Source organism: Pseudomonas sp. NPDC087358 (assembly GCF_044900785.1).
In the GTDB taxonomy this organism is placed as follows: Bacteria; Pseudomonadota; Gammaproteobacteria; order Pseudomonadales; family Pseudomonadaceae; genus Aquipseudomonas.
Window position 1 is genome coordinate 676,362 of the sequence record NZ_JBJDOA010000002.1, and the last position, 20,958, is coordinate 697,319.

Consider the following 20,958-nt stretch of genomic DNA (forward strand, 5'->3'; position numbering starts at 1 on the left):
GGACGTTTCCTTTATCGTTGTAGGAATAATTACCTTTTTTGGTGTCCGTATTAACCTCTTGCAAGGTTGTTCCCCCGAAGTATGGAAAATTGAAAATTATGCTCAATAAAATCCCGTCGATGCCGATGGGGTATTTGACGCCACGGAAGGCAACTCATAGAGGTCATAACAAGCCGATGCTGGGACGAGAGCGTAAGTGCAAGCGAGCGAACCGGGCAACTCCGCGGGAGCGTGAAGTGCTGCAGCTGGTGTTGCTGGGGTACAGCAACAAAGACATCGCCGAGCAGCTGGGCATCAGTCATTACACGGCCCGAGACCATGTGTCGGCATTGCTGAAGAAGAGTGCGGTAAAGAATCGCGCACAACTCATGGCACTGCACACCCCGATACCGGGCAAGCGAAAGGCACAGCCACCCCCTACATTTGACGGATTGTTTCGTTGATTGATGCGCGCATAATACCCGGGTGTTGGAAATTGATTTTATTGTGTTTAGACACCTCCAGGGAGTATCCCCGGAGTGCGCATGTTTGTGGGTAATAGTCCTACCCACCAGCATATAAAAGAGAGTGTTCATGGAGTAGTCCACAGGGGAGTGACCATGAGTAATGTTTCAGCTGGATATTTATCGGCAATGTTTGAGCTGCGGGGTATCCGTCAGTATTACGGCGAGACTACACCTTGATCAGATACTCGCTACGACGCGCTGGCATCGGCAGTTGGTTGCTGACCGGTTTTTTTTCGGGAGTTACCCCGCGGTCGCGGCTGTGCAAAATCCTTTGGCAACGGCGCTTCTGAATGACTGAGCCACCACTGGGCCACGCGTTACGGACTAAAGATTGAAACTACAAGGAATGATTCGATGACTTCATGCAGCTGGACCCGTAACACCCTGGAGATCCCACACCTGCAAACCAAGGCCCCACAGGAGGACAGTGCGGTCATGGTTGATTTTCAACGGTTGGTGGACGAGCAGGGCGCCTTGTGCAAAGAGCATTTGAACGCCTTGCACAAGCAATGGCTCGGCCCGCGCGGATTGTTCGCCAGCTTTGGCGCGGAGGTCGAGCGGCTTGGGCGTCAGGCACCGGCCCTGGATGACGTTGATCGACTCAAATGCCCGCAGCGCGTTCGGGAGGCAGAGGTGGCGGTGGCGTTTGCGCTGGCGCAGAGCAATCGTCGTGGCGCGGCCATCAACCCGTTCAGTGGTCGCAAACGCGAAGCGCTCTGTTGCGTGGTCTTCGATGAGTCCGGTGCCTGTACGCTGGTTGAGCGATTCGCCGCTTACGAGGCCATACGCCACGGCGACTCGGATTTTTTCATCAAGCTGATCGCCACCACTCGCGGTGTGGTGGAGCGGCGCATCGTCTTTCGCGGCTTGCTGGAGCATTACGACCGCTTGCTGCCACTTGAACAGAGCATTTATCCGCAGGGCTATCGGGCGGCTCAGCAGGCGCATCTTGACCGCGAAGAAGGGCTGTACGGCCCGCTGATGCTGCCGGACAGTCTGGTGGTTTTACTGGAACGCATCTCGCCGGTCGATCTGCTCAACCACGTCAAGGGACCCATGGATTCGCTGCTCTGAATCTATTGTCATCCTCCTGCCGATTCGTCGGCAGGAGGACATCAGGAGATGTGAAAGATGCGTATCGAGCACACACCCGCGATGACTCCAACCATAGACCCTACGCCGAAACAAACTACGGCAGAGCACATAAAGGCCATTGAGCCCGCTGCTGCGGCCATTCCTTCTACCTCCGTGGTGATCAGTGGGCAAACGCTGCTCAGGCAACGATTGTTTTTTAGTGCGCCTGATGTCGAGCCTCCTATGGCAGATATCAGGCTGGACCAGATGGCTCCCAAGTCTGCCCATTACCTGAAAAGAGACGATCGATTGCTTCTGGGTGAAATCTATGAATTTGCCCAGTCTGAAAATATTGATCTCGAATATGTTGATCGTCTGGGATATCGGATCGCTTGTTACCGCGAAAGTGAGGACGGTCAACGTAAAGGCCCACACAATCGAGGGATGGTTTTCGATCTTGAAGGGCACATGCTCTCCTACAGCTTTACCGACGAAGATACCGTTGCCGCAAAAAAAGTCAGAGAAAGTCCTGCCCTGCAAACCACACGACTGGACAGAGGATTTATACAAAACGACACGGATAAGGATTACTCGTCCATGTTTCACAGCCATTTCGGCTTTCTTGAATTGGTCGTGAATCGGTTTTCAGCGTCTTCTGATTTGATGCCGGTCGATGGGCGCTTCACCCGGCACCAATATACAAAGCACGATTACATAGAGCATGTTTCAAAGGAGGTTTACGAGCACAAGGTGTTCCGCAACAGGTACAAGCAAACCGAGGGTGGTAAAGAGGGCGCCCGGCCGGTTGCTCCCGATACGCCGAGCGGCGCGCAACCGAGCACTCTGCGCGAGATCATCCACCAATACCTGCAAAAAAATGCCATCCCCACGCTTTTCGAAGCCATCGCGCGCTTACGTCGCTGACTCACTCAAACTCCGCACTCAATGACTTGCAGGTTTTCGACCCGGGCTTGGCCGAGGTGACTCGGTTACGCCCGGTGCTCTTGGCGTCGTACAGCGCCATGTCGGCTTCATGCAGCCACATCCCTGCATCGCTCAGGTGCGGCGCGTAGGCGGCGATGCCGATGCTCAGGCTCAGTTTCAGATCGGGGAAGGTGGTGTGGGTGTGCTCGTGGACGGTTCGGCGCAGGCGTTCGAGGATGTCGGTGGCCTGGGCGAGGGTGGTGTCGGGCAGGATCACGCAGAATTCGTCCCCACCGTATCGTCCTGCCATGTCGGTGTCCCGCAGGCTGGCAGTCAGCGCGCCGCTCAATTGCTTGAGCACGTTGTCGCCGATGATGTGGCCGTAGGTGTCGTTGATGGTCTTGAAGTGGTCGATGTCGATCAGCGCCACACTGTTCTGCCGGTTGAGTGTGCGGCAGTTATCGAACTCCACGCTCAGCAGGTCTTTCCAGGCGCCGTGGTTCATGAGGCCCGTGAGGCTGTCGGTGGTGCTGAGTTTTTCCAGGGCCTTCTTGCTTTTCGACAGCTTCAGCGCCACGCGATAGCAGACCAGGCCGATGGCCAAGGGGTAGATCACCAGCATGGGCAGGCAGGCATAGACCTGCACCTGAGTGATGGCAGGAAACAGTTCGGGCAGGAACAGCCAGTAGGCCAGCAACCCGCCGCCTATCTGCGCCAGGCTGCCCATCAGTAACAGCCGCGGGCCGCCAGCGGCGATATTGTTCATGGCCATCATCGACAGCGCCGTGACCGTGGGCAGCGGGTTGAGCCCCATCGCGCCGGCCCAGAAACCTCCAGCCAGCGAGTCGTACATGAGGTTGCGGCGTTCGGCCTTGTATGGCTCTCTGGAAGTCTTTGCCAGCAGCCAGGCAATGTGCGGCCAACCATAACCGTGCACCAACATCAGCACCCACACCCAGGTCGGCGGGTGAGACGGATAAAGCGCGGCGGCGACCGTGAAAAAACCGATACCCAGTCCGATACTGCGCGGCAGGTGCATGCGCCGGGCAAACGAGAGACCTTTACGGGGTTGGATGTTCATAGCTCTTCACCGGGTAGTGACACTGCATCCGGACTGAAACATCGGCCACGACGACTGATCCAGAGTGTCCCCCGCTTACCGGAAACTGGGAAGAGCCATTTGCCACTATTGGTCACGGAAACGCCACCGGTCGTCGCCACGGATAATTCGCCCTGACCATTCGTCCTGTCAGGGGGCGATACCCTCGCGAAAAAAACAGCTTAGCTCAATCAGCAAGAGATGCTTGCTCATCGAAGCGTTGCACGGATAAGCTGCGAACAATTCTTATCCGCACTAACGCTGGCGGGTACATTTCGGATACAACCTCTCATGCCCGCGGCCGAACTCATCCTCAAGCAGACGGTTCAGGAACTCTATTGCGATCATCACGGCTGGCTGTTCGGCTGGCTGCGCAAGAAACTCGGCTGCCCGCAGAACGCTGCGGACCTGGCGCATGACACATTCACCCGAATTCTTGCCTCGCGCGATGCCCTTGGCGCCATTCGTGAACCGCGAGCCTATCTGAGCACCACCGCACAGCGCCTGATCATCGATGGCGCACGGCGCAAACGCATTGAAGACGCTTATCTGCGCGAGCTGGCGCTGACCATGGATGCCCTGCAGGGCCACCAGTCGCCGGAGCAGATTTTGATCACCTTGTCGGCGCTGGAGCAGATCGCCTTTGTGCTCGATGGCCTGCCAGGCAACGTGCAGCAGGCGTTTCTGCTGTATTTCCTTGAAGGCGTGCAGCAGCGCGAGATCGCTCTGCAATTGCAGGTATCGGAACGCATGGTGCGCAACTACCTGATGCAGGCATTGCTTCATTGCAACCACGCATTGGACGTCTGACGGCCGATGGCAAACCCTGAGCACTCTATCGACGAACAAGCGGCTGACTGGCTGATTCGGCTCAATCAGGGCGATCTGGGTGAGGCTGAGCGTCAGCAATTCGATGCCTGGAAACGCCAGGACCCGCGCCATGCCGCCGCAGCCGAGCGTCTGCAAGGGTTCGTCAGCCGCCTGCAAGGGCTGCGCGAGCAGAGTAAGCCGGTCAAGGCCGCGTTGAATGCTTCGCTGGACAGCCGGCGGACACCGCGTAAACGCAGCAATGCGATATGGCTGTTGCTGCTGGCGCTGGCCCTGCCTTCGGCGCTCTGGCTGCGCGGCGGCACCCCGGGTTACTGGCTGGCCGACCTGCGCACCGGGCCCACCCAGTGGCAAACCGAGCGATTGCAGGATCAGTCCACGCTCACGTTGGGGGGCAACAGTGCGGTAGACATCTCCTTCGATGCTCATCAGCGGCATATCGAGCTGTTGCGCGGTGAAATTCTCGTCGAGGTCGCGGCTGATCCGTCGCGTCCGTTCGTGGTCGAGACCGAGCATGGCAGCATGCGCGCGCTGGGCACACGTTTCCTGGTCCAGCGCCAGGAGCAGGGCACGGTGCTGACCATGCTCGAATCGAAAGTGGCCGCTCAAGGCGCCCTGGCTGCGGCGTCGACCCAGGTCGATGCTGGTCAGCAGGCGCGGATCACTGCAGATCAGGTGCAGCTGCTCGGCAGGATCGACCGCGCCAGTGTGGCCGATGCCTGGGAGCATCACCAATTGGTGGTGCAGAACCAGCCGCTGACCCAAGTGCTCGACCAACTGGCGCTGCACCGCAGCGGGCTGATGCGCTTTGATCGCGATGCATTGAAGGATTTGCGGGTTTCAGCCGTGCTGCCGCTGGACGATCCGGACCGCGCCCTGCAACTGATCGCCGACGCATTACCGGTCAGGGTCCGGCATTTCACACCCTGGCTGGTGGTGGTTGAGCGGCAGCCTTAAGGGGCGGCAAAGGCTTTCTGAAAATAAACCGTTTTGCGGTTCCGCTTTTTCACGGTGCTGCGTCAATCAGGGAAGAAACCCAATAACAGGATGCGCTTCCCATCATGCTCAGCACCGCTCCCGCTGTTCCCCGGACCCTTGCCATCGCGCCGCTGGCCATGGCGATCAATATCGTTGCGCTCGGTTTGTTGGGCGCCTCGATGCCCGCTCAAGTGATCGCCGCCAGTGCGAGCGAAGCCACCGCTGGCCAGAAGACGGTGACCTATGACGTGCCAGCAGGGCCCCTGGGCGAAGCGCTCAACCGTTTTGCCCAGCAATCACGGGTGGCTATTGTGTTCGATGCGCAGAGCGTGGCGGGCAAGCGCAGCCCGGCGCTGCAAGGCAATTTGAATATCGAGCAGGGTTTTGCCACGCTGCTGGCGGGCAGTGGGCTGCGGGTCATTCAGAGCAGCGCCGGCTACAGCCTGATCCCTGCGCCGACATCGCCCGACCAGATCGAACTGGGCGCCACCACCATCAACAGCAACCTGGGCGGTGAGAACCCTGTCGGCCACGTCGTAGGTTATGTCGCCAAGCGCAACGTCAGCGCGACAAAGACGGACACGCCGATCATCGAAACCCCACAATCCCTGTCAGTGGTCACCAGCGACGAGATCCGCGACAGGCAAGCCGAAACCCTGTCCCAGGCGCTGAACATGACGCCGGGTTTCACCAGTCAACCGACCAGCTTCAACCGCACATCGGACCGTTTCCGCATCCGCGGCCTGGATGTCGAATCGGCCACCGGTGGCTCGCTGCGAGATGGTTTGCGCCTGCAGAACAACTCCTATGACGGCGTCCAGGAGCCCTATGGCCTGGAGCGCGCCGAGGTGATTCGTGGCGCAGCTTCGGTGCTATACGGCCAGCTTTCTCCGGGTGGGCTTATCAACGCCGTGAGCAAGCGGCCAAGCATGACGCCTTATCACGAAATCAACCTGCAGGCCGGACAGAGCGACCGCAAGCAGATCTCCGGCGACTTCACCGGCCCCGTGGGCGACAGCGATACCCTCAGCTATCGCCTGACGGTTCTGGATCGAGACAGCCAGACCCCTCAGGATCACATCGGCAACGACAAGATCTACATCGCGCCGGCCCTGACCTGGAGCCCGGATGAAGACACGTCGCTGACCCTGCTGTCATTCTTCCAGCACACCGAGACCGGGTTTCTTGCGCCGCTGCCTTATCAGCTGACCAAAGGCGTTGGCGACGGACGCTTTCAAATCGGTCGCCATGATTTCATTGGCGAGCCGGACTACGACAAGATGAACGGCGACATGTCGTCGCTGGGCTACCAGTTCGAGCACCGTTTCGACGAGCACACGCGGATCAGTCACAAGCTGCGCTACTACGAATCCGACGTCGACTGGCAGTACTTGCAGGTCAACCCCAGCGCCGCGTTCATCACTGCCGCACAGAACACCGGGATCCTGCGTCGTCAGTACAGTGACCGGCGCGAGCGTTCGCGTGGCTTGGCCAGCGACAGCAACATTGAAAGCAAATGGAATTTCGGCAACTGGGACCACACGCTGCTGGTGGGTTTCGATGCCTACGACACCTCCTACGATTCCCATAACTGGCGCGGCAATGCACCGAACCTGAACCTTGCGACCTACAGCTACGGGCAGCCGGTGGTGGTCAACAAAGACAAGGCGCTGGACCGAGGCTCGGAAGTCGACACCTTGCAGAAGGGCGTCTACCTGCAGGACCAGATCAAGTTCGACGAGAAGTGGATTCTGCTGCTCGGTGGCCGCCATGACTGGGCCGATCAGCACACCCTCCTGGCGCGCAACGATCAGCGCAGCGGCCAGAGTGACGAAAAAACCACCTGGCGTGCGGGGCTGGTGTACAAGGCGGACAACGGCCTGGCGCCGTATATCAGCTACAGCGAGTCATTTTTCCCGGTGGCGGGTACCGACGCCCGGCAACAGTCTTTCGTGCCCACCGAGGGCAAACAATATGAACTGGGCATCCGTTACCAGCCCGAAGGCAGCTCGATGCTGCTCAGCGCGGCGGTCTATGAGCTGACCCAGAAAAACGTTTTGACCCAGGACCCCAACGACATCAATTTTTCGGTGCAGACCGGCGAGGTGCGCTCCCGGGGTTTTGAACTTGAAGCCAAGGCTGACGTGCTCGATGAGCTCAGCGTCATCGCCTCGTATGCCTACATCGACGCACGCATCACCAAAAGCAATATTGCCGATGAGATCGATCAGCGCAGCGAGGACACCCCCTACAACCAGGCAGCGCTATGGCTGGACTACACCTTCGCCAAAGTCGGTCTGCCTCAGCTTCGCGTGGGCGGCGGCGCGCGATATCAAGGCAGCACCCAGGCCAGCGGCGTACCGTCGGGACTGCCTGCGTACACGTTGTACGACGCCATGGCCAGTTACCGCATCGACGACCATTGGAACGTCTCGGTCAACGCCAACAACGTTACCAACAAACGCTACACCTACTGCGAATTCGCGATCTGTCGCTACGGCGATGAGCGACAACTGGTGAGTTCGTTGACCTACAGCTGGTGATGGGCGCAGCGCCGGCTCTGTGGTCGCACGGCTTGCCGACGATGGCGTCCCGGGGATCGCTGCCGCCGGCAAACCGTGCTGCTACAGGGGCAGGGGCTTCGGGCAAAAGCCGTGCTGCTGCAGGGACGGGTGCAGGTTGATGACCTGATCGGTGCATCTGTCCCGGTCGGTTTTTCGGCTATCTGTCTATAGACGACACAGCAGGTTTTGGCTGGAATGCATGACGCCTCGCCGAAGATGAATCGCGCGGGGTTTTCCGTCACTGCCGCGCAGGAAGCCCAATGCCAGAACTCTCTAACCTGATTGCCTTTTCCCTCATATCGCTGGGCATGGTCCTGACACCGGGTCCGAACATGATCTACGTGATTTCGCGATCCATCTCACAAGGCCGCAGGGCAGGGCTGATCTCTCTCGGCGGCGTGGGCATCGGCTTCATCTTCTACATGCTCTGCGCGGCGTTCGGCATCACCGGCCTTGTCATGGCCGTGCCCTATGCCTACGACACGCTGCGCATCGCCGGCGCGATGTACCTGTTGTACCTGGCCTGGCAAGCGGTGAAGCCCGGCGGCCGTTCGCCGTTTCAAGTCAAGGACCTGCCGCAGGACAGCGACCGGCAACTGTTTCTCATGGGCCTGATGACCAACCTGTTCAACCCCAAGGTCGCCGTACTCTACCTGTCGCTGCTGCCGCAATTCATCACCGTCGGCAACGGCACCAGCGTGCTCAACCAGTCGCTGGTCCTGGGCACCGTACAGATTGGCGTCAGCCTGACCGTCAACTCGATCGTCGCCATGGCAGCCGGCTCGATCGCGTTGTTTCTCACGCAAAAACCGAGCTGGGCCGCAGCTCAACGTTGGGTGATGGGGACTGTGTTGTTCGGGTTTGCAGTGCGTATGGCGGTTGAAGGGCGTAAGTGAGGTTGTGGTCAACAGGCCGCGCTGCTGAGTGCTGCTTTTAAAGCTGCAATCGCTGCCGAAAAAGCAGCATTGTTCTACTTGCTGCCCGTCACGCCCTTGACCACCGCGGTATGTGCCTTGGCATCCTTGACCAGGGAGATCACGTTGACCATCGCGGTTCGGGTGCCGGAGGCGGCGGCGATGGTGGTACTCAGCACTTTACCGCCGTCGACGCTGCCAGAGACGTCCAGTTGCCGCAAGCCCAGGCCTTTGCGCACGATCTTTTTCTCGCCCAGTTTCTTGAAGTCCTTGTAGCTGGACTGCTGCTGGACCAGGGTTTCGGCAATGATGTTGTCCAGCGTTCGGGTGTCGTTGGACGGGACTTTGTTGCCGTCCGGCAGCGGCGTTTCGGTGATGATCACCACGCGCTTGGCCGCCTTGTTCATGTACAGCGACCCGCTGACACCGGCGGCCTTGGCCTGATCGTCGATCTCCTCCATTGGCCCTTTGACGTAGTCCTTGGGCAGGCTGAACACGAACTTGCCGCCGAGCATCGAGACTGCCTGGGTCGCAGGGGTTACGGGCTTGGCAGCTTTGGATTTAGGTTTGGGTTTGGATGGTTTGGATGAGTGGCTGGACTTGGTGGCTTTGACCGGGTGTTTTGTATCGGTCGCCGCCTGCGCGCCGGGCATACCAAGGCACAGGGCCAATGCGCTGCAAATCACGGCGGTTTTCACATTGAACAAGCGCATTCCTACCCCTTCAAAAGCTGAATCCTACATAGGCTCGGCATTTTGCCTGAGGGGGATGGGCAGTAGATAGCTGTGGTTTGGCGCACTTCTTGTGTAGGAGTGAGCGTGCTCGCGATCGCGTTGGCTCAGCCAGCCCATTAGATGTCAGGCACATTGAAATCGCGGGCAAGCGCATTCCTGCAAAGACCGTTGGCGGAGTCTGTCAGAACACGTTAATCGGATAGTCCACGATCACCCGGTACTCATCGGCATTGTGATCCACCGTCTTGTAGCCATCACCACCGCGGTTGGTCGCCCAGCGCAATCTGACGCTCAGATCCCTGGCCGGGCCGCCCTGAACCACGTACTTGAGGTCCGCATCCCGCTCCCAATGTTTCGCGTCTTTGCCATCTGCGTTGTAGTAGCTGTAGCCGGAGTCAGCTGCGGTCGTCGCTTTGGTCAGATCCATCGTCCCGCGCGTGTAGGAAACCGACGAACTTAGGCCCGGCATTCCCCATTCCGCGAACCCGTAGGCGTACTGCACTTTCCAGGATTTCTCACCCGGCGCGTTGAAGTCCGAATACTGCTGCGAGTTATCCAGAAAAATGCTGTCGCCGTCCTGGATGTAGTCGAATGGCGTGTTGCCGTTGACCTTCTGCAGCGAGGCGGTAAGCGTCTGGTGGCCCACCGACAAACCCAGGTGCACGCTGAACGTGTTGTTGTCGATGTTGCCCAGCAGCGCCCGGCCGCTGTCTTGGGTGTGGTAGTAGTGCAGGCCGGGGTTAAGGCTGATCTGGTCGCTCAGTGCCCAGGTGTAGTCCAGGTCGTAGTAATACTGATTCCAGATGTCCTTGAGCTGCGAGGCATACAGGCTCGATGTCAGGCCAGGCAAACCGCTGTAGGTGGCGCCGGCCCAACTCATGTGCTTGCTCTTGTCGCCATCGGGCAACGTGCCGTAGTAAGTGCCGATGCGCCCGTTGCCGCTCTGGTTGAACAGTTTGTCGAAACTCACTTGACCTGCGTCCAGCGTCAAATAATCGAAGCTATTGTTCGTCAGGCTGAACCCGCGAAAGGTCATTGGCAGCATCCGCGTTGCGCCGCCAGCGATGACTGGATTATTGAGTAGCATGTCCCCGGCCTTGAGCACCGTGTCGAACGCCCGCATCTTCAACGCGCCACCGGCCGAGGAGAATGAATCAGGCGCGTCGCCGTACAAGTTGTCCTTGTTCGGATCAGGCGCTGTGGTCGGCAAAATGCTCGAACCTCCGCTGCCTGCGCCACCGTCCAGCTTGAGTCCAAGCATCGCGTTGACATCGATCCCGAAACCGACCGGCCCCTGAGTGAACCCGGACTGAAACTGCCCGACAAAACCCTGGCCCCACTCCTTGCTGTCCTGCTTGCCGTCATGCCGATCGTGGTTGAAATAATAGTTCTTGAGGTCCAGATTCAAACTCGACCCCTCGATAAAACCGTCTTTGCTGCCCGTGCTGTCATCGGCGTACGCCGCTGTGGATAATGTGGCGGTCATGGCCACGAACAATGCGCTGTGCTTGAAGGAAACTTTCACGAATGGACATCCCCTGCGGACTTTATGGTGATCGGCAGTTGTTGTTTGATACAAGCCGTATTGTTGTTAGTTAAGGTTTTAACTTTTCGCGCTCAAAAAAAAGCCGCTGGGGAGCGGCTGAAGTTTGGAGCTTTGAGGCACCACACCGGGAGCAACGGCGCGGGATTCACAGGAAAAACAGAAACACAACAGAGAAACGACAGAACGGAAGCTACGTACAGGTCAGGTGTGTTTGGCATTCTCCGCTTGAGGGCTATAGGTGGAAGCTTGCTGAGTCTTGTCCTGCTCTTTGGCCTTGGCGGCCAAGGCTTCTTCGTGCTGCTCGAAGTTGGTATGAATGGCATCGTTGCGAGCGACAAATGCTGGCGACTCTTCTGCCATGGCGAAAGGCGTCGCCAGCAACGAAGACACTATAAGTGCGCTGACAATACCGATTGATTTGAACATTTGAATAAACCTTCTTGCTCGTGCAAGTTCGATTAGGTGACGCCACTGTAAGAACACTGCGGCGAAGGATCAAATGAAACCCGAGTAAATATTGTTTAGCGAAAATGTTATGTGTGGGCGGGGAATTTGATAGCGTCCTCGGGCATCACCCGTGGGCAATGCCATCGCCGCAAGCGCTGGGATGAAGAGCCTTTATCGTTCGCCGGATTTTTCATGCTCGTGGGTGTTCATCGCATAAAATTCGTGGAGCTTGGTTTGCAGCAGCTGTTTGTCCGGCAAGCGGGTCTGGTACTCGGAGATCAATGCCGGGGACAGCGAGCGGTTCAGTGCGTATTCGACCACCCCGTCATCCTTGCTGGCGCAGAGCAAAACACCGATAGCAGAGTTCTCAACCACCGCGTTGGATTTTTCGGCTGATATAGGCACCGATCTGCCAATACAGCTCGATCAATGCCAGCATCCAGCATTCACTGCACCTTGATTGGGGCAAAGATCGCCCGAATTCCGCGACATTTCGGATAGTCCACACAACCCCAGAAATTTCCCCCGGCATTGGCGCCGGACCGGGCGACGCGCACCACCATGGTCTTCCTGCAATGCGGGCACGCCGGAGCCTTGGGTTCCACCGGTAGCTCAGGCGCCGCTTTGGCCACGGGCTTCACAACCCTTGGCGCCGCCACCTCCGGCTCAACCACCACCGGCTCGACACGCTCAGCCACCACCTCAACTGTCGGCCGTGGCGCGGGCTTTTTGCTCTCGGCAATCCACTGCTTGAGCACCAGCCCGTCAATCAATTGCAGATTCCGGCCCGACGCAAACTCCCGCGCCGGTTTGCTGAATGTCCCACTGGTCACCACGAAACCGCCGACAGCCCCTTCAGCCGCCATCGCCCCATATAGCTCGCGCACCACCGGCACACCCACTTGCACCGCCCGCCACTGCTTGCACTGCACCAGATAGGTTTCGCCATCCTTGCGCGCGATCAGATCCACACCGCCGTCGGGACCGTTGCTACCGGTCTCCTGCACCGCGTACCCGCGCCGCCGAAGCGCTTCACCGACCAATAACTCGAACTCGTGCCAGCTGATGCTCAGCAGCGAGTTACCACCGGGTGTGGTGGCAGAGTCGAGCAGCTTGCGGCGTTTCATCCGCCCGGCAATTGAAGCGATGGCGCCACCGATGAAAATGACCGGCACAAAGAACTGCCCAACCGTCGCCGCGCCGCGCAAGACCGTGGTTGTCATCAGCGTGTCGAGATGCCGCGGATCGAAAGTCGTCGGCATCGGCGCGCTGGCCAATGAATGCAAATACCACCCTGACGCCACCGCCAGGGCCGCGCTGATCCACCAGGGGAGTTTGCTGGCGAGGTAAATGAAGTCTTCGAGTGCTGAGGTTTTCTTGGCCATATCCGTGGTCTTTTCGTAGTCCAGTGTTTGTAGGAGTGAGCTCGCTCGCGATCCGCCCTGGCAGACGCTGCACGGCTTTTCTGAATGAGCGCGGCCTCGATGGATGTAGATCGAATGGCCAAAAGCCGTCCAACCCTTGTAGCAGTCCGGCTCGCCGGCGGCCGCTATTATAAGAGCGCCACCATCGTTTCGTCAGACGTCAACGAATCATCCGTAAGAATCCTCCTCGGGCGAAGGTAGAGCAGGCCTACACGGCGATCAGAATAATCGATGCAGTAGCCCTATGGCGTCGTGGTAAAACGGCGCCTGGACAGTCGCCATTGTTCTTCAAATGAGGCACTCAATTGACTCGCATCATCCCCTATTACAGCCAGTGGGAATCACGTCACCTGGTGACTGAATTCATCTCCAACACACGGAGTGCTCGGGATGACCCTCTGTGGGCCAGCTCAGGCGCAGCCTGCGTCGCAGACTATGCGTTATGGGCACGCCACATCTGCGGCATGGCCTGTCTGAAAATGCTGCTCGCAGCCCGGACCGGCGTCGTTCATCCCACGTTCGAGCTTCTGCGAAGGGCCAGGCACGACGGCGCCTATGTGGTCGAAGGCGACGACATCCGCGGCATGATCTACGCGCCCGCGACCGAAATGCTCAGGCGGGATTTCGCTGTCGAGTCCGAGGTCATCACCCGTATCCAGGCGCGCGACATCCTTTCACTCGTCAGCCCCGGCGAATTCTTCATCGCCTCAGTGCACCCCACGATCCGCTGGCCAGACCATGAGCCACCCGGCAAAGGCGGGCATCTGGTATTGGTGACCGAAACCTCCAGCGATACCCTGACGTTTCATAACCCATCAGGTGACACGCCCGCGTCGCAGGAGCACGCGCTGATGCATGTGGACAATTTTGAAAGGTATTTCTCGGGCAGGGGAATACTGATTCGTTGATGACATCCGCTTGCTTGCCGACGCGGATTTCCATGGGCCCGCTTTTGATTGTGGCCGAAGGCCGTAGGAGGCCGGCTTGCCGACGATTTGCCGCGCAGCGGCAGTAATCCGGACGACTCGTTTATGCAAAGCATGCAGGTCCGCGTGTCGCTGTCGTTCCCGGTTCCTTATTACCAGTTTTCGTAGGATCTCTCCGAAGCACACGTAAGGCCGGTCTTTTTCAGCGGGGACGGCATTCCAGAGCACGATTCCCTGACGCAACATGCGCCCTCTCGACACCGAAGGGCAGATCTTATGAAACAGGAAAGGAACCACTATTTCGGTCACTTCGACGTTTTTTTCACCGTCACCCGTTTCACTGTGATGTCTGGAGATCGAGTCGCTCTTCGAACACTCAACTTTCTGGATGCACACAGGGAGTGCTGGAGGGTTCACGACTTCGTGACTGAAACTTACGACCGCATGCTTGCCCAAAATCGGGCATGCGAAATGATGGTCGCAATTTCTCATCCGCTGACGCGTAAACAAGCGGACCTGTTCAATGATCAAAATGATGCTGTTTCAAAGGCCGTTGGGGCAGCGGCGGCGGTGGCACTCCCGGTTGGGTGGTTGAAAGCAAGAACGGCTGTAGGGACTGCTGCCGGATTTGCCATGGATTCCGTGCTCGAAACGCGGCACGCAGGAGATGTAATTGTCGCTGTCCAGGCAAGCGTAGCAGGAGGGATCGGACCCCAACACTCCTCAAGAGCAATGCTGATCAAGGCTCAAGGAGGTCTGAGATGACACTGCCGATCATCTTCGGCCTTGGCATGACAATCAGCTTCTGGTTGGTCTACAGGCTCAAGTCCCGACGTTTGCGAAAGTGGTCAGGGGTGGGAATGGCAATCCTTGGATGGGGCGCGCTCTTCAAACTTTCGGATAAAAGTCACGAATGGTTCATGGCGCTGGGGATGATGGGTTACTGCGGCCTATGGCTGTTTGAAGAGCGTGACCGATTCTCCGAAGAGGAGTCCTGACGCCATGCTCATGGTCCTGGGGCTATGCCTGGCCTTCACCGCGTTTCACCTGACCAACTACAAGCTCCGCTACAAAAAGCAGCGCAAACGTATCGGCCTCATCCTTATCGTCTCTGGCGCCACCGCGGCGCTCATCCTCGAACAGCAGCTTGACGATGCCTACGTCTGGGCTTTCGTCGTCGCTTGGTGCACGGGCTTGGAACTGTGGTTCAACTGCGATAAATACGGTGGTAATTACAAATAGGGGAACACGCCTTGCGAAACAATCCATTCTTGGATCGCAAGCCACACTGCAGCGTTTCGAACATTAAGTCCCGCTACCGTTCATGCGCCCAGCTTCTCCTGCAACTCGGTCACCGCCACGCTAGAGTCGAAACAGCGCCCGCTTTTGATTGCGGCCGAAGGCCGTAGGAGGCCGGCTTGCCGACGATTTGCCGCGCAGCGGCAGCACCTCAGGACGACACGGATTCTCCAGGTAGACCGCGTCGCCATCTGCACGCCCACTTCACCCCAGCCGCAAAACCTGCACCGCCGTGCGCCACCAAGAGGCTTGTGATCTGCGTCCCGCAACATGCCCCCGACCGTCACCCTCCCGCTCATCCACCGCCAACACCTTCGGCATATCCCGCAGCCGAATCCACGGCTCACTGCGCCAATGCAACATACTCACCGACACCCCCGGCCACTGCAGAAAACTCAAACAAGGACTGCACGCCTGCGGCGCCACGCACTCATCGCGCAGAGACGGCACCACCTCATTGGTGATCCACCGCCGCAGCTCGCTGTTCTCTGGGTGATAGTGGTGGACCAACAGCGCATACACGCCCGATTCGCTGACCATCAGCTCGGGTTCTTCACCGGTGGATTGGATCAGGGTCATCACTCGACGCTGATCAGGATCGAGCTTGCGCGTGGTGCGATCATTCAGAGGCCAGCCCATCAAGCGGCCCATCTCGCGAGCGCAAAACCAGACTTGGGATTCGACGAGGAGGGTGCGCAGGGGGCGGTTATGGCGGTGGAAGGTGGTGGGTACGAGACTATTTGTCATTGTCCTTATCTCTACTGAAAGCCTTCCATGGCTAGGGTGTCGGGAGCTAAGAAACCCCAAAGTAGTAAACAGGCCGGACTTATTCCCCTCACGGGTCTTTTATTCGTCCACTCCCGACATGGCAGAGATATTTTTGAACGCGCAGCCGAGGGCCGCAGGTGCAAAAAAAACCGCATATGTCGGGAGCGGTCAAGCCGCTACTTGTGAACTTCTGTTGCGTTTCTTAGGCGCCGACGCAGGGTAGGGGGCAAGCTTCGCCTAGGCAAGGTTGGACCTCGTAGGATGTTTCCGAAAATTCGCCTAGGCGGGTGACATCCATCATCTCGCGACAAGCGTCAACACTGGGGTATGAATCAGGAACTCAAGAAAATAGTTAGGGTGAGCTGGGTGTTGAATATGTAGGTTTGAAATTTCTGTAACGATCGTTCCCACGCTCCGCGTGGGAATGCAGCCCCTGACGCTCCGCGTCGACTAATACCACCGCTGAATATCAATCAGTCCCGGTTGCCCTTGATAATTCCGCGCACTCGAATATCTCCAATGTTCTCCAAGATCGACATAGCCTCGTTTCACTGGGTTGTGGTGAATGTAATCGAGCTTTTGTCGCATCACGCTTTCGCTATAAACCAATTCGGCGTGTGCGCCTTCCTGCCAGACTTGGTATACCCGGTCGAGCTTGTGCCCCCGCTTGGCAAAGCGCAGTCGCCTGAGCGTACTTTCGGCTCTAGCATCTTCGAGATGGGTGATGATGTTGCGCGCTGTGAAAGATTTGAAACCCGCTACGGACTTCGCGAGGTCGGGGGATTGAGCGAGATAGTGCAGATGGTTTTCTAAGACCACATAACCGAAGAGCTTCAAGCCCTGATTAGCTTGTTGAAAGCGCCAAGTGTTCAGCACGATATCGACCAAAGCGGGGCGAGTAAACAGGGGGAGCCATTCGACAATTGTGCATTTCAGGAAGTGAGTTTTTTCGATCTCAGTGATGGCGTAGCGGCTTCTGGCCATGGATTCTTCCTTGAATCTAAAGCGGGGTGCGGAGTTTCGAAGGCTAGGTGAGGTTCTTGAATAATGTGAAGGAGCGGGTGTTGCTGGGTGCTTCAGGTGGTACGCACGACGCTCCAACGCACCTATGACGCGGAGCGTCAGTAACTGCATTCCCACGCGGAGCGTGGGAACGATCAATGCGAACCATCACCAACAAAAAGGGCCACCATCTCTGGCAGCCCTTGTTCTGAAGCGGTGTAGGCGAGATTCAAATCAATCCCAGCTCAACGCCCCACCTGTCTGATACTCAATAACCCGTGTCTCAAAGAAGTTCTTCTCCTTCTTCAAGTCCATGATCTCGCTCATCCATGGGAACGGGTTAGTAGTCCCTGGATATTCTTCCTTCAGCCCAATCTGGCTCAGGCGACGGTTGGCGATGAACTTGAGGTAGTCCTCCATCATCGCTGCGTTCATGCCCAGCACGCCGCGAGGCATGGTGTCGCGGGCGTATTCGATTTCCAGCTGGGTGCCTTGCAGGATCATTTGCGAGGCTTCTTCCTTCATTTCGGCGTCCCACAGGTGCGGGTTTTCGATCTTGATCTGGTTGATCACGTCGATGCCGAAGTTCAGGTGCATGGATTCGTCGCGCAGGATGTACTGGCGGCACTCCGGGTTGGTGATCAGGCGGTACACGGCCAGCACCAGGTTGTTGGCAACCAGGGAGTCGGCGGTGGAAAAGAAGCCCAGGTTGCGCATGACGATGCGGCGTTCGTCGTCGGTCAGGCCTTGTGGGTCTTTCCACAGGGCGATGTCGGCGGTCATGTTGACTTCTTGCGGCATCCAGTGGTTTGCGCAACCGTCCAGGTACTTCTGCCAGGCCCAGTCGTACTTGAAAGGTACGAGCTGGTTGAGGTCGGCGCGGCAGTTGATCATGCGCTTTTCGTCGACGGCAACGCGGGCAGCGGCGCCTTCGAGTTCAGCCAGGCCTTCAGCGACGTCCAGTGCATCCAGCGCTTTTTTCGCGCGGATCAGGGCAGCGGAGTCTTTGTCGGTGATGTTGCGTGCTTCGAGTGCCGCAGCACCACCGGCGCTGTCGAGTTTGTCCATGGCGACTTCAGAAGCATGGCCGGCGTTGGCGCCTTTGGCGGGTTCGGCGGCGTCTTCTTTGTCGAATTCGTCCCAGCTCAGCATGGTGATGAGGCTCCTGCGTTAACTCGCCTTGCGACGAGCGGTTGGATTTAAAAGTCAGGTTGCTGATGTTGCTAGCATTCAGGTAATACGGCGGTCGAGAGAAGGCTCTCTGAAAAAAAGTGCTATTCGGGGTACATGAGGGCCGCGTTTATGGTCGAGGGCCGCTACACGTGAGAGGAGCAGGACACTGACACCGCGGGGGCGTTGGGGCCGAGTAAGTGAATCCGGCTTTGGCTGCGCAGGTGGTCATTTTGTGGTCCTTGATTGAGGGGCGCAAGTATACGGAAATTTGCTCCGCGCGTGTGTCCTTGCGACCAATCTGTCCATCATGTCAGCCATCGTTGGATATTCGTCAATGCTGGCTGGATGTGTCATCCCCCAACACCAACGGATAGGCCTCTAATCGCCTATGTAGTGTTGAGTAGCGAAATAATACACAGGATGTGGTTTTTCCGCACACTGGTATTTCTACATGTGGAGTAGATATTGACTTGGCTCAGGCCGCGGAAATCAGTCGAGCGGCGCACTGTTGGACGCATAGCCGTGCGTTAGTGACGCCGAAGGAGATGGTCGGGGCCCATGCATAGGAAGCCGTTCCAGGGTTGATACCTGACAGGCGGTGACCATGCAGCGCTGACCGTGGCGCACGACGGCTGATTCAGCCGTTGCAATCAACCGCAATCGCCTGCCCGACACACCGCTCGAACACCCTGATCATCCCCGCATAGTCGCAGCCCACTGCATCGATATTCGCCTGCAGCCATTCGCCGGGCTCGACCGGCCACCAGCTGATCTCGTATCCGGCATTGACGATGATGTGTTCGAACAGAATGCGTTGCGCACGGCCGTTGCCTTCGCGGAAGGGGTGGACGACGTTGAGGTCGCCGAACAGTTCGGCGCTGGCGTGGATCAAGCGGGTGCGATCCAGCTCCTGAAACCAGTTTGCTTGGGCCAGCGCGTTGAACAGTTTGTTGGCTTCGGGCTCGATACGGCTGGTCACGCAGAAGTGCGTCTGGTCTTTGGAGATGTCGACGGTGCGCAGTTCACCCGCCCAATCGTAGAGGTCGGCGAAAAGCTGGCGATGGATGGCTTGCAGGTAGGGCAGATCATAAGGAGGCGGGGAAAAGTCGATGGTTTCAGCGGCCACTTCGGAGAGGTCACGCTCGGCTTGCGCCAGAATTTGCGGGTCGATCAGGTCCAGTCGATTACGCAGCACTGTGCTGCCGGGAGGGCAGTAGGGGTCTTGGCCAGCGCCATATTTATCGACCATCAGGCCTGTTTTTTGCGATAGGTCTTGAGCAGTTCTTCACGGGAAGGAAGAGGGCGCTCGGCGTCCAGCGGGGAGCTTTCGAAACCTTCAAGGCGAAGGCTGGCGGCGTAGTTGGATTTGCGCGTCTTTGCGCAATAGGCTTTCTTGGCATCCAGAGAGGGAGCAGGCATTTGGTGGCCTCCAGGCTGTAAAAAAGTGAGTGTAGCCCACTCGGGAGGTTTGAGAACTGGAGCAGTCCGGCTTGCCGGTAGTGGCGTCTTTGAAGTCGTTACCGCCGGCAAGCGGTGCTGCTACAGAGGATCTTTGCTGTCTCAGTACCGCCTGTGTATCCGCTATCGCGAGCAAGCTCACTCCTGCAGAGAGTGAGCTTGCCGCTCAGGCGTTCGCTTGCCTTACTGGCAGGCTTCGCAGTCCGGCTCGTCGATCGCGCAGGCCTTTGGCACTGGCGCAGGACCTGCCGGTGCAGCTTCGGCTGGACGCGGGGCGGTGATCGCCGAGTCGTCCGGGCCGTGGCCGCCGCTGGAAACAGCGTTGAGCTTGCCGGTGTTGACGGTAGACTTCTCGGTGCTGGTCGCGGCCAGGGCACGGAGGTAGTAAGTGGTTTTCAGACCACGGTACCAGGCCATGCGGTAGGTCACGTCCAGTTTCTTGCCCGAAGCGCCAGCGATGTACAGGTTCAGCGACTGAGCCTGGTCGATCCACTTCTGACGGCGGCTGGCGGCGTCAACGATCCACTTGGTGTCGACTTCGAACGCAGTGGCGTACAGGTCTTTGAGTTCCTGCGGGATGCGCTCGATCTGTTGTACCGAACCGTCGTAGTACTTGAGGTCGTTGATCATGACCGAGTCCCACAGATCGCGTGCCTTGAGGTCGCGAACCAGGTACGGGTTGATCACGGTGAATTCGCCGGACAGGTTCGATTTCACGTACAGGTTCTGGTAGGTCGGTTCGATCGACTGCGATACGCCGGTGATGTTGGCGATGGTCGCGGTCGGCGCGATGGCCATGATGTTCGAGTTACGAATGCCTTTCTGCACACGGGCACGCACCGGCGCCCAGTCCAGGGTTTCGTTGAGGTCGACGTCGATGTACTTCTGGCCGCGGGCTTCGATCAGGATCTGTTGCGAATCCAGCGGCAGGATGCCTTTGGACCACAGCGAACCCTGGAACGTCTCGTAGGCACCGCGCTCGTCCGCCAGATCGCAGGAAGCCTGGATCGCGTAGTAGCTGACGGCTTCCATGGAGCGGTCGGCGAATTCGACGGCAGCGTCGGAACCGTAGGCGATGTGCTGCAGGTACAGCGCGTCCTGGAAGCCCATGATGCCCAGGCCGACTGGACGGTGGCGCAGGTTGGAGTTGCGCGCTTGCGGCACCGAGTAGTAGTTGATGTCGATCACGTTGTCGAGCATGCGCACGGCAACGTCGATGGTGCGCTTGAGCTTGTCGGTGTCCAGCTTGCCGTCATTGATGTGGTTCGGCAGGTTGATCGAGCCCAGGTTGCAG

Annotated in this window: 21 protein-coding genes and 2 pseudogenes; 11 read left to right on the forward strand and 12 right to left on the reverse strand. The window is 58.3% G+C overall.

The features are described 5' to 3' along the window. Positions 1 to 176: 176 nt before the first annotated feature. From ACI2KS_RS06780 to ACI2KS_RS06790, 3 genes are all read left to right on the forward strand, one after another. Complete coding sequence (locus tag ACI2KS_RS06780) at positions 177 to 443, forward strand: LuxR C-terminal-related transcriptional regulator (protein WP_404618494.1); 267 nt, start codon at positions 177 to 179, stop codon at positions 441 to 443. 417 nt (positions 444 to 860) lie between these two features. Continuing rightward, entirely contained in the window at positions 861 to 1,580 is a 720-nt protein-coding gene (locus tag ACI2KS_RS06785; RefSeq protein WP_404618424.1) for a hypothetical protein, read from the forward strand. 57 nt (positions 1,581 to 1,637) lie between these two features. After that, complete coding sequence (locus ACI2KS_RS06790; RefSeq protein ID WP_404618426.1) at positions 1,638 to 2,504, forward strand: hypothetical protein; 867 nt, start codon at positions 1,638 to 1,640, stop codon at positions 2,502 to 2,504. 1 nt (position 2,505) lies between these two features. Here the strand turns inward: ACI2KS_RS06790 and ACI2KS_RS06795 are convergent, their stop codons facing one another. Continuing rightward, on the reverse strand, positions 2,506 to 3,585 hold the full coding sequence (locus tag ACI2KS_RS06795) for a diguanylate cyclase (RefSeq protein ID WP_404618428.1): 1,080 nt from the start codon (positions 3,583 to 3,585) through the stop codon (positions 2,506 to 2,508). Positions 3,586 to 3,894: 309 nt separating this feature from the next. On the opposite strand from ACI2KS_RS06795, the gene ACI2KS_RS06800 reads away from it, so the two are divergent. From ACI2KS_RS06800 to ACI2KS_RS06815, 4 genes are all read left to right on the forward strand, one after another. Next, positions 3,895 to 4,413, forward strand: coding sequence for a sigma-70 family RNA polymerase sigma factor (locus tag ACI2KS_RS06800; protein WP_404618430.1), 519 nt, complete (start codon positions 3,895 to 3,897; stop codon positions 4,411 to 4,413). Between the two features lie 6 nt (positions 4,414 to 4,419). After that, positions 4,420 to 5,388, forward strand: a complete 969-nt coding sequence (locus tag ACI2KS_RS06805; RefSeq protein WP_404618432.1) for a FecR family protein — start codon at positions 4,420 to 4,422, stop codon at positions 5,386 to 5,388. A gap of 104 nt (positions 5,389 to 5,492) precedes the next feature. After that, a complete protein-coding gene (locus tag ACI2KS_RS06810) occupies positions 5,493 to 7,952 on the forward strand; it encodes a TonB-dependent siderophore receptor (protein WP_404618434.1) in 2,460 nt (819 codons plus the stop codon). 281 nt (positions 7,953 to 8,233) lie between these two features. Continuing rightward, the gene (locus ACI2KS_RS06815; RefSeq protein ID WP_404618436.1) at positions 8,234 to 8,869 is read left to right on the forward strand and encodes a LysE family translocator; all 636 of its coding nucleotides are present in this window, start codon (positions 8,234 to 8,236) and stop codon (positions 8,867 to 8,869) included. A gap of 74 nt (positions 8,870 to 8,943) precedes the next feature. Here ACI2KS_RS06815 and ACI2KS_RS06820 read toward each other — a convergent pair whose 3' ends face one another. From ACI2KS_RS06820 to ACI2KS_RS06840, 5 genes and pseudogenes are all read right to left on the reverse strand, one after another. Then, positions 8,944 to 9,600, reverse strand: coding sequence for a polyribonucleotide nucleotidyltransferase (locus tag ACI2KS_RS06820; protein WP_404618438.1), 657 nt, complete (start codon positions 9,598 to 9,600; stop codon positions 8,944 to 8,946). A 202-nt stretch (positions 9,601 to 9,802) separates the two neighbouring features. Next, complete coding sequence (locus ACI2KS_RS06825) at positions 9,803 to 11,146, reverse strand: OprD family porin (protein ID WP_404618440.1); 1,344 nt, start codon at positions 11,144 to 11,146, stop codon at positions 9,803 to 9,805. 222 nt (positions 11,147 to 11,368) lie between these two features. After that, positions 11,369 to 11,593, reverse strand: a complete 225-nt coding sequence (locus tag ACI2KS_RS06830; RefSeq protein WP_404618441.1) for a hypothetical protein — start codon at positions 11,591 to 11,593, stop codon at positions 11,369 to 11,371. Between the two features lie 192 nt (positions 11,594 to 11,785). After that, positions 11,786 to 11,983: pseudogene (locus ACI2KS_RS06835) on the reverse strand (PDDEXK nuclease domain-containing protein); the annotation flags it as partial. Positions 11,984 to 12,060: 77 nt separating this feature from the next. Then, the gene (locus ACI2KS_RS06840; protein ID WP_404618442.1) at positions 12,061 to 12,999 is read right to left on the reverse strand and encodes a restriction endonuclease; all 939 of its coding nucleotides are present in this window, start codon (positions 12,997 to 12,999) and stop codon (positions 12,061 to 12,063) included. Positions 13,000 to 13,343: 344 nt separating this feature from the next. Between ACI2KS_RS06840 and ACI2KS_RS06845 the strand changes: the two genes are divergently transcribed. From ACI2KS_RS06845 to ACI2KS_RS06860, 4 genes are all read left to right on the forward strand, one after another. Further along, complete coding sequence (locus ACI2KS_RS06845; RefSeq protein ID WP_404618443.1) at positions 13,344 to 13,946, forward strand: hypothetical protein; 603 nt, start codon at positions 13,344 to 13,346, stop codon at positions 13,944 to 13,946. 294 nt (positions 13,947 to 14,240) lie between these two features. Continuing rightward, entirely contained in the window at positions 14,241 to 14,729 is a 489-nt protein-coding gene (locus ACI2KS_RS06850) for a hypothetical protein (RefSeq protein ID WP_404618444.1), read from the forward strand. After that, positions 14,726 to 14,962: a hypothetical protein gene (locus ACI2KS_RS06855; protein ID WP_404618445.1), complete on the forward strand. Its 237-nt coding sequence runs from the start codon at positions 14,726 to 14,728 to the stop codon at positions 14,960 to 14,962. Before ACI2KS_RS06850 ends, ACI2KS_RS06855 begins: the two co-directional genes overlap by 4 nt. A gap of 4 nt (positions 14,963 to 14,966) precedes the next feature. Continuing rightward, positions 14,967 to 15,206, forward strand: a complete 240-nt coding sequence (locus ACI2KS_RS06860) for a hypothetical protein (protein WP_404618447.1) — start codon at positions 14,967 to 14,969, stop codon at positions 15,204 to 15,206. A 261-nt stretch (positions 15,207 to 15,467) separates the two neighbouring features. Here the strand turns inward: ACI2KS_RS06860 and ACI2KS_RS06865 are convergent, their stop codons facing one another. The 6 genes and pseudogenes from ACI2KS_RS06865 to ACI2KS_RS06890 form a co-directional block, all read right to left on the reverse strand. Continuing rightward, positions 15,468 to 16,010, reverse strand: coding sequence for a Bro-N domain-containing protein (locus ACI2KS_RS06865; RefSeq protein ID WP_404618448.1), 543 nt, complete (start codon positions 16,008 to 16,010; stop codon positions 15,468 to 15,470). A 471-nt stretch (positions 16,011 to 16,481) separates the two neighbouring features. After that, entirely contained in the window at positions 16,482 to 17,015 is a 534-nt protein-coding gene (locus ACI2KS_RS06870; protein WP_404618449.1) for an REP-associated tyrosine transposase, read from the reverse strand. A 252-nt stretch (positions 17,016 to 17,267) separates the two neighbouring features. Beyond that, positions 17,268 to 18,185, reverse strand: a complete 918-nt coding sequence (locus tag ACI2KS_RS06875) for a ribonucleotide-diphosphate reductase subunit beta (protein ID WP_404618451.1) — start codon at positions 18,183 to 18,185, stop codon at positions 17,268 to 17,270. 658 nt (positions 18,186 to 18,843) lie between these two features. Continuing rightward, positions 18,844 to 19,455: a putative adenosine monophosphate-protein transferase Fic gene (locus tag ACI2KS_RS06880; protein ID WP_404618452.1), complete on the reverse strand. Its 612-nt coding sequence runs from the start codon at positions 19,453 to 19,455 to the stop codon at positions 18,844 to 18,846. After that, complete coding sequence (locus ACI2KS_RS06885) at positions 19,455 to 19,625, reverse strand: YhfG family protein (protein ID WP_404618453.1); 171 nt, start codon at positions 19,623 to 19,625, stop codon at positions 19,455 to 19,457. Before ACI2KS_RS06885 ends, ACI2KS_RS06880 begins: the two co-directional genes overlap by 1 nt. A gap of 222 nt (positions 19,626 to 19,847) precedes the next feature. Beyond that, positions 19,848 to 20,958, reverse strand: a pseudogene (locus tag ACI2KS_RS06890) (ribonucleoside-diphosphate reductase subunit alpha); the annotation flags it as partial.

Coding starts and splice junctions, on each gene's coding strand:
- ACI2KS_RS06820 (WP_404618438.1), bottom strand. CDS start 9,600: ATGCGCTTGTTCAATGTGAAAACCGCCGTGATTTGCAGCGCATTGGCC.
- ACI2KS_RS06795 (WP_404618428.1), bottom strand. CDS start 3,585: ATGAACATCCAACCCCGTAAAGGTCTCTCGTTTGCCCGGCGCATGCAC.
- ACI2KS_RS06830 (WP_404618441.1), bottom strand. CDS start 11,593: ATGTTCAAATCAATCGGTATTGTCAGCGCACTTATAGTGTCTTCGTTG.
- ACI2KS_RS06885 (WP_404618453.1), bottom strand. CDS start 19,625: ATGCCTGCTCCCTCTCTGGATGCCAAGAAAGCCTATTGCGCAAAGACG.
- ACI2KS_RS06855 (WP_404618445.1), top strand. CDS start 14,726: ATGACACTGCCGATCATCTTCGGCCTTGGCATGACAATCAGCTTCTGG.
- ACI2KS_RS06850 (WP_404618444.1), top strand. CDS start 14,241: ATGAAACAGGAAAGGAACCACTATTTCGGTCACTTCGACGTTTTTTTC.
- ACI2KS_RS06865 (WP_404618448.1), bottom strand. CDS start 16,010: ATGACAAATAGTCTCGTACCCACCACCTTCCACCGCCATAACCGCCCC.
- ACI2KS_RS06805 (WP_404618432.1), top strand. CDS start 4,420: ATGGCAAACCCTGAGCACTCTATCGACGAACAAGCGGCTGACTGGCTG.
- ACI2KS_RS06815 (WP_404618436.1), top strand. CDS start 8,234: ATGCCAGAACTCTCTAACCTGATTGCCTTTTCCCTCATATCGCTGGGC.
- ACI2KS_RS06875 (WP_404618451.1), bottom strand. CDS start 18,185: ATGCTGAGCTGGGACGAATTCGACAAAGAAGACGCCGCCGAACCCGCC.
- ACI2KS_RS06785 (WP_404618424.1), top strand. CDS start 861: ATGACTTCATGCAGCTGGACCCGTAACACCCTGGAGATCCCACACCTG.
- ACI2KS_RS06800 (WP_404618430.1), top strand. CDS start 3,895: ATGCCCGCGGCCGAACTCATCCTCAAGCAGACGGTTCAGGAACTCTAT.
- ACI2KS_RS06810 (WP_404618434.1), top strand. CDS start 5,493: ATGCTCAGCACCGCTCCCGCTGTTCCCCGGACCCTTGCCATCGCGCCG.
- ACI2KS_RS06870 (WP_404618449.1), bottom strand. CDS start 17,015: ATGGCCAGAAGCCGCTACGCCATCACTGAGATCGAAAAAACTCACTTC.
- ACI2KS_RS06780 (WP_404618494.1), top strand. CDS start 177: ATGCTGGGACGAGAGCGTAAGTGCAAGCGAGCGAACCGGGCAACTCCG.
- ACI2KS_RS06880 (WP_404618452.1), bottom strand. CDS start 19,455: ATGGTCGATAAATATGGCGCTGGCCAAGACCCCTACTGCCCTCCCGGC.
- ACI2KS_RS06840 (WP_404618442.1), bottom strand. CDS start 12,999: ATGGCCAAGAAAACCTCAGCACTCGAAGACTTCATTTACCTCGCCAGC.
- ACI2KS_RS06790 (WP_404618426.1), top strand. CDS start 1,638: ATGCGTATCGAGCACACACCCGCGATGACTCCAACCATAGACCCTACG.
- ACI2KS_RS06860 (WP_404618447.1), top strand. CDS start 14,967: ATGCTCATGGTCCTGGGGCTATGCCTGGCCTTCACCGCGTTTCACCTG.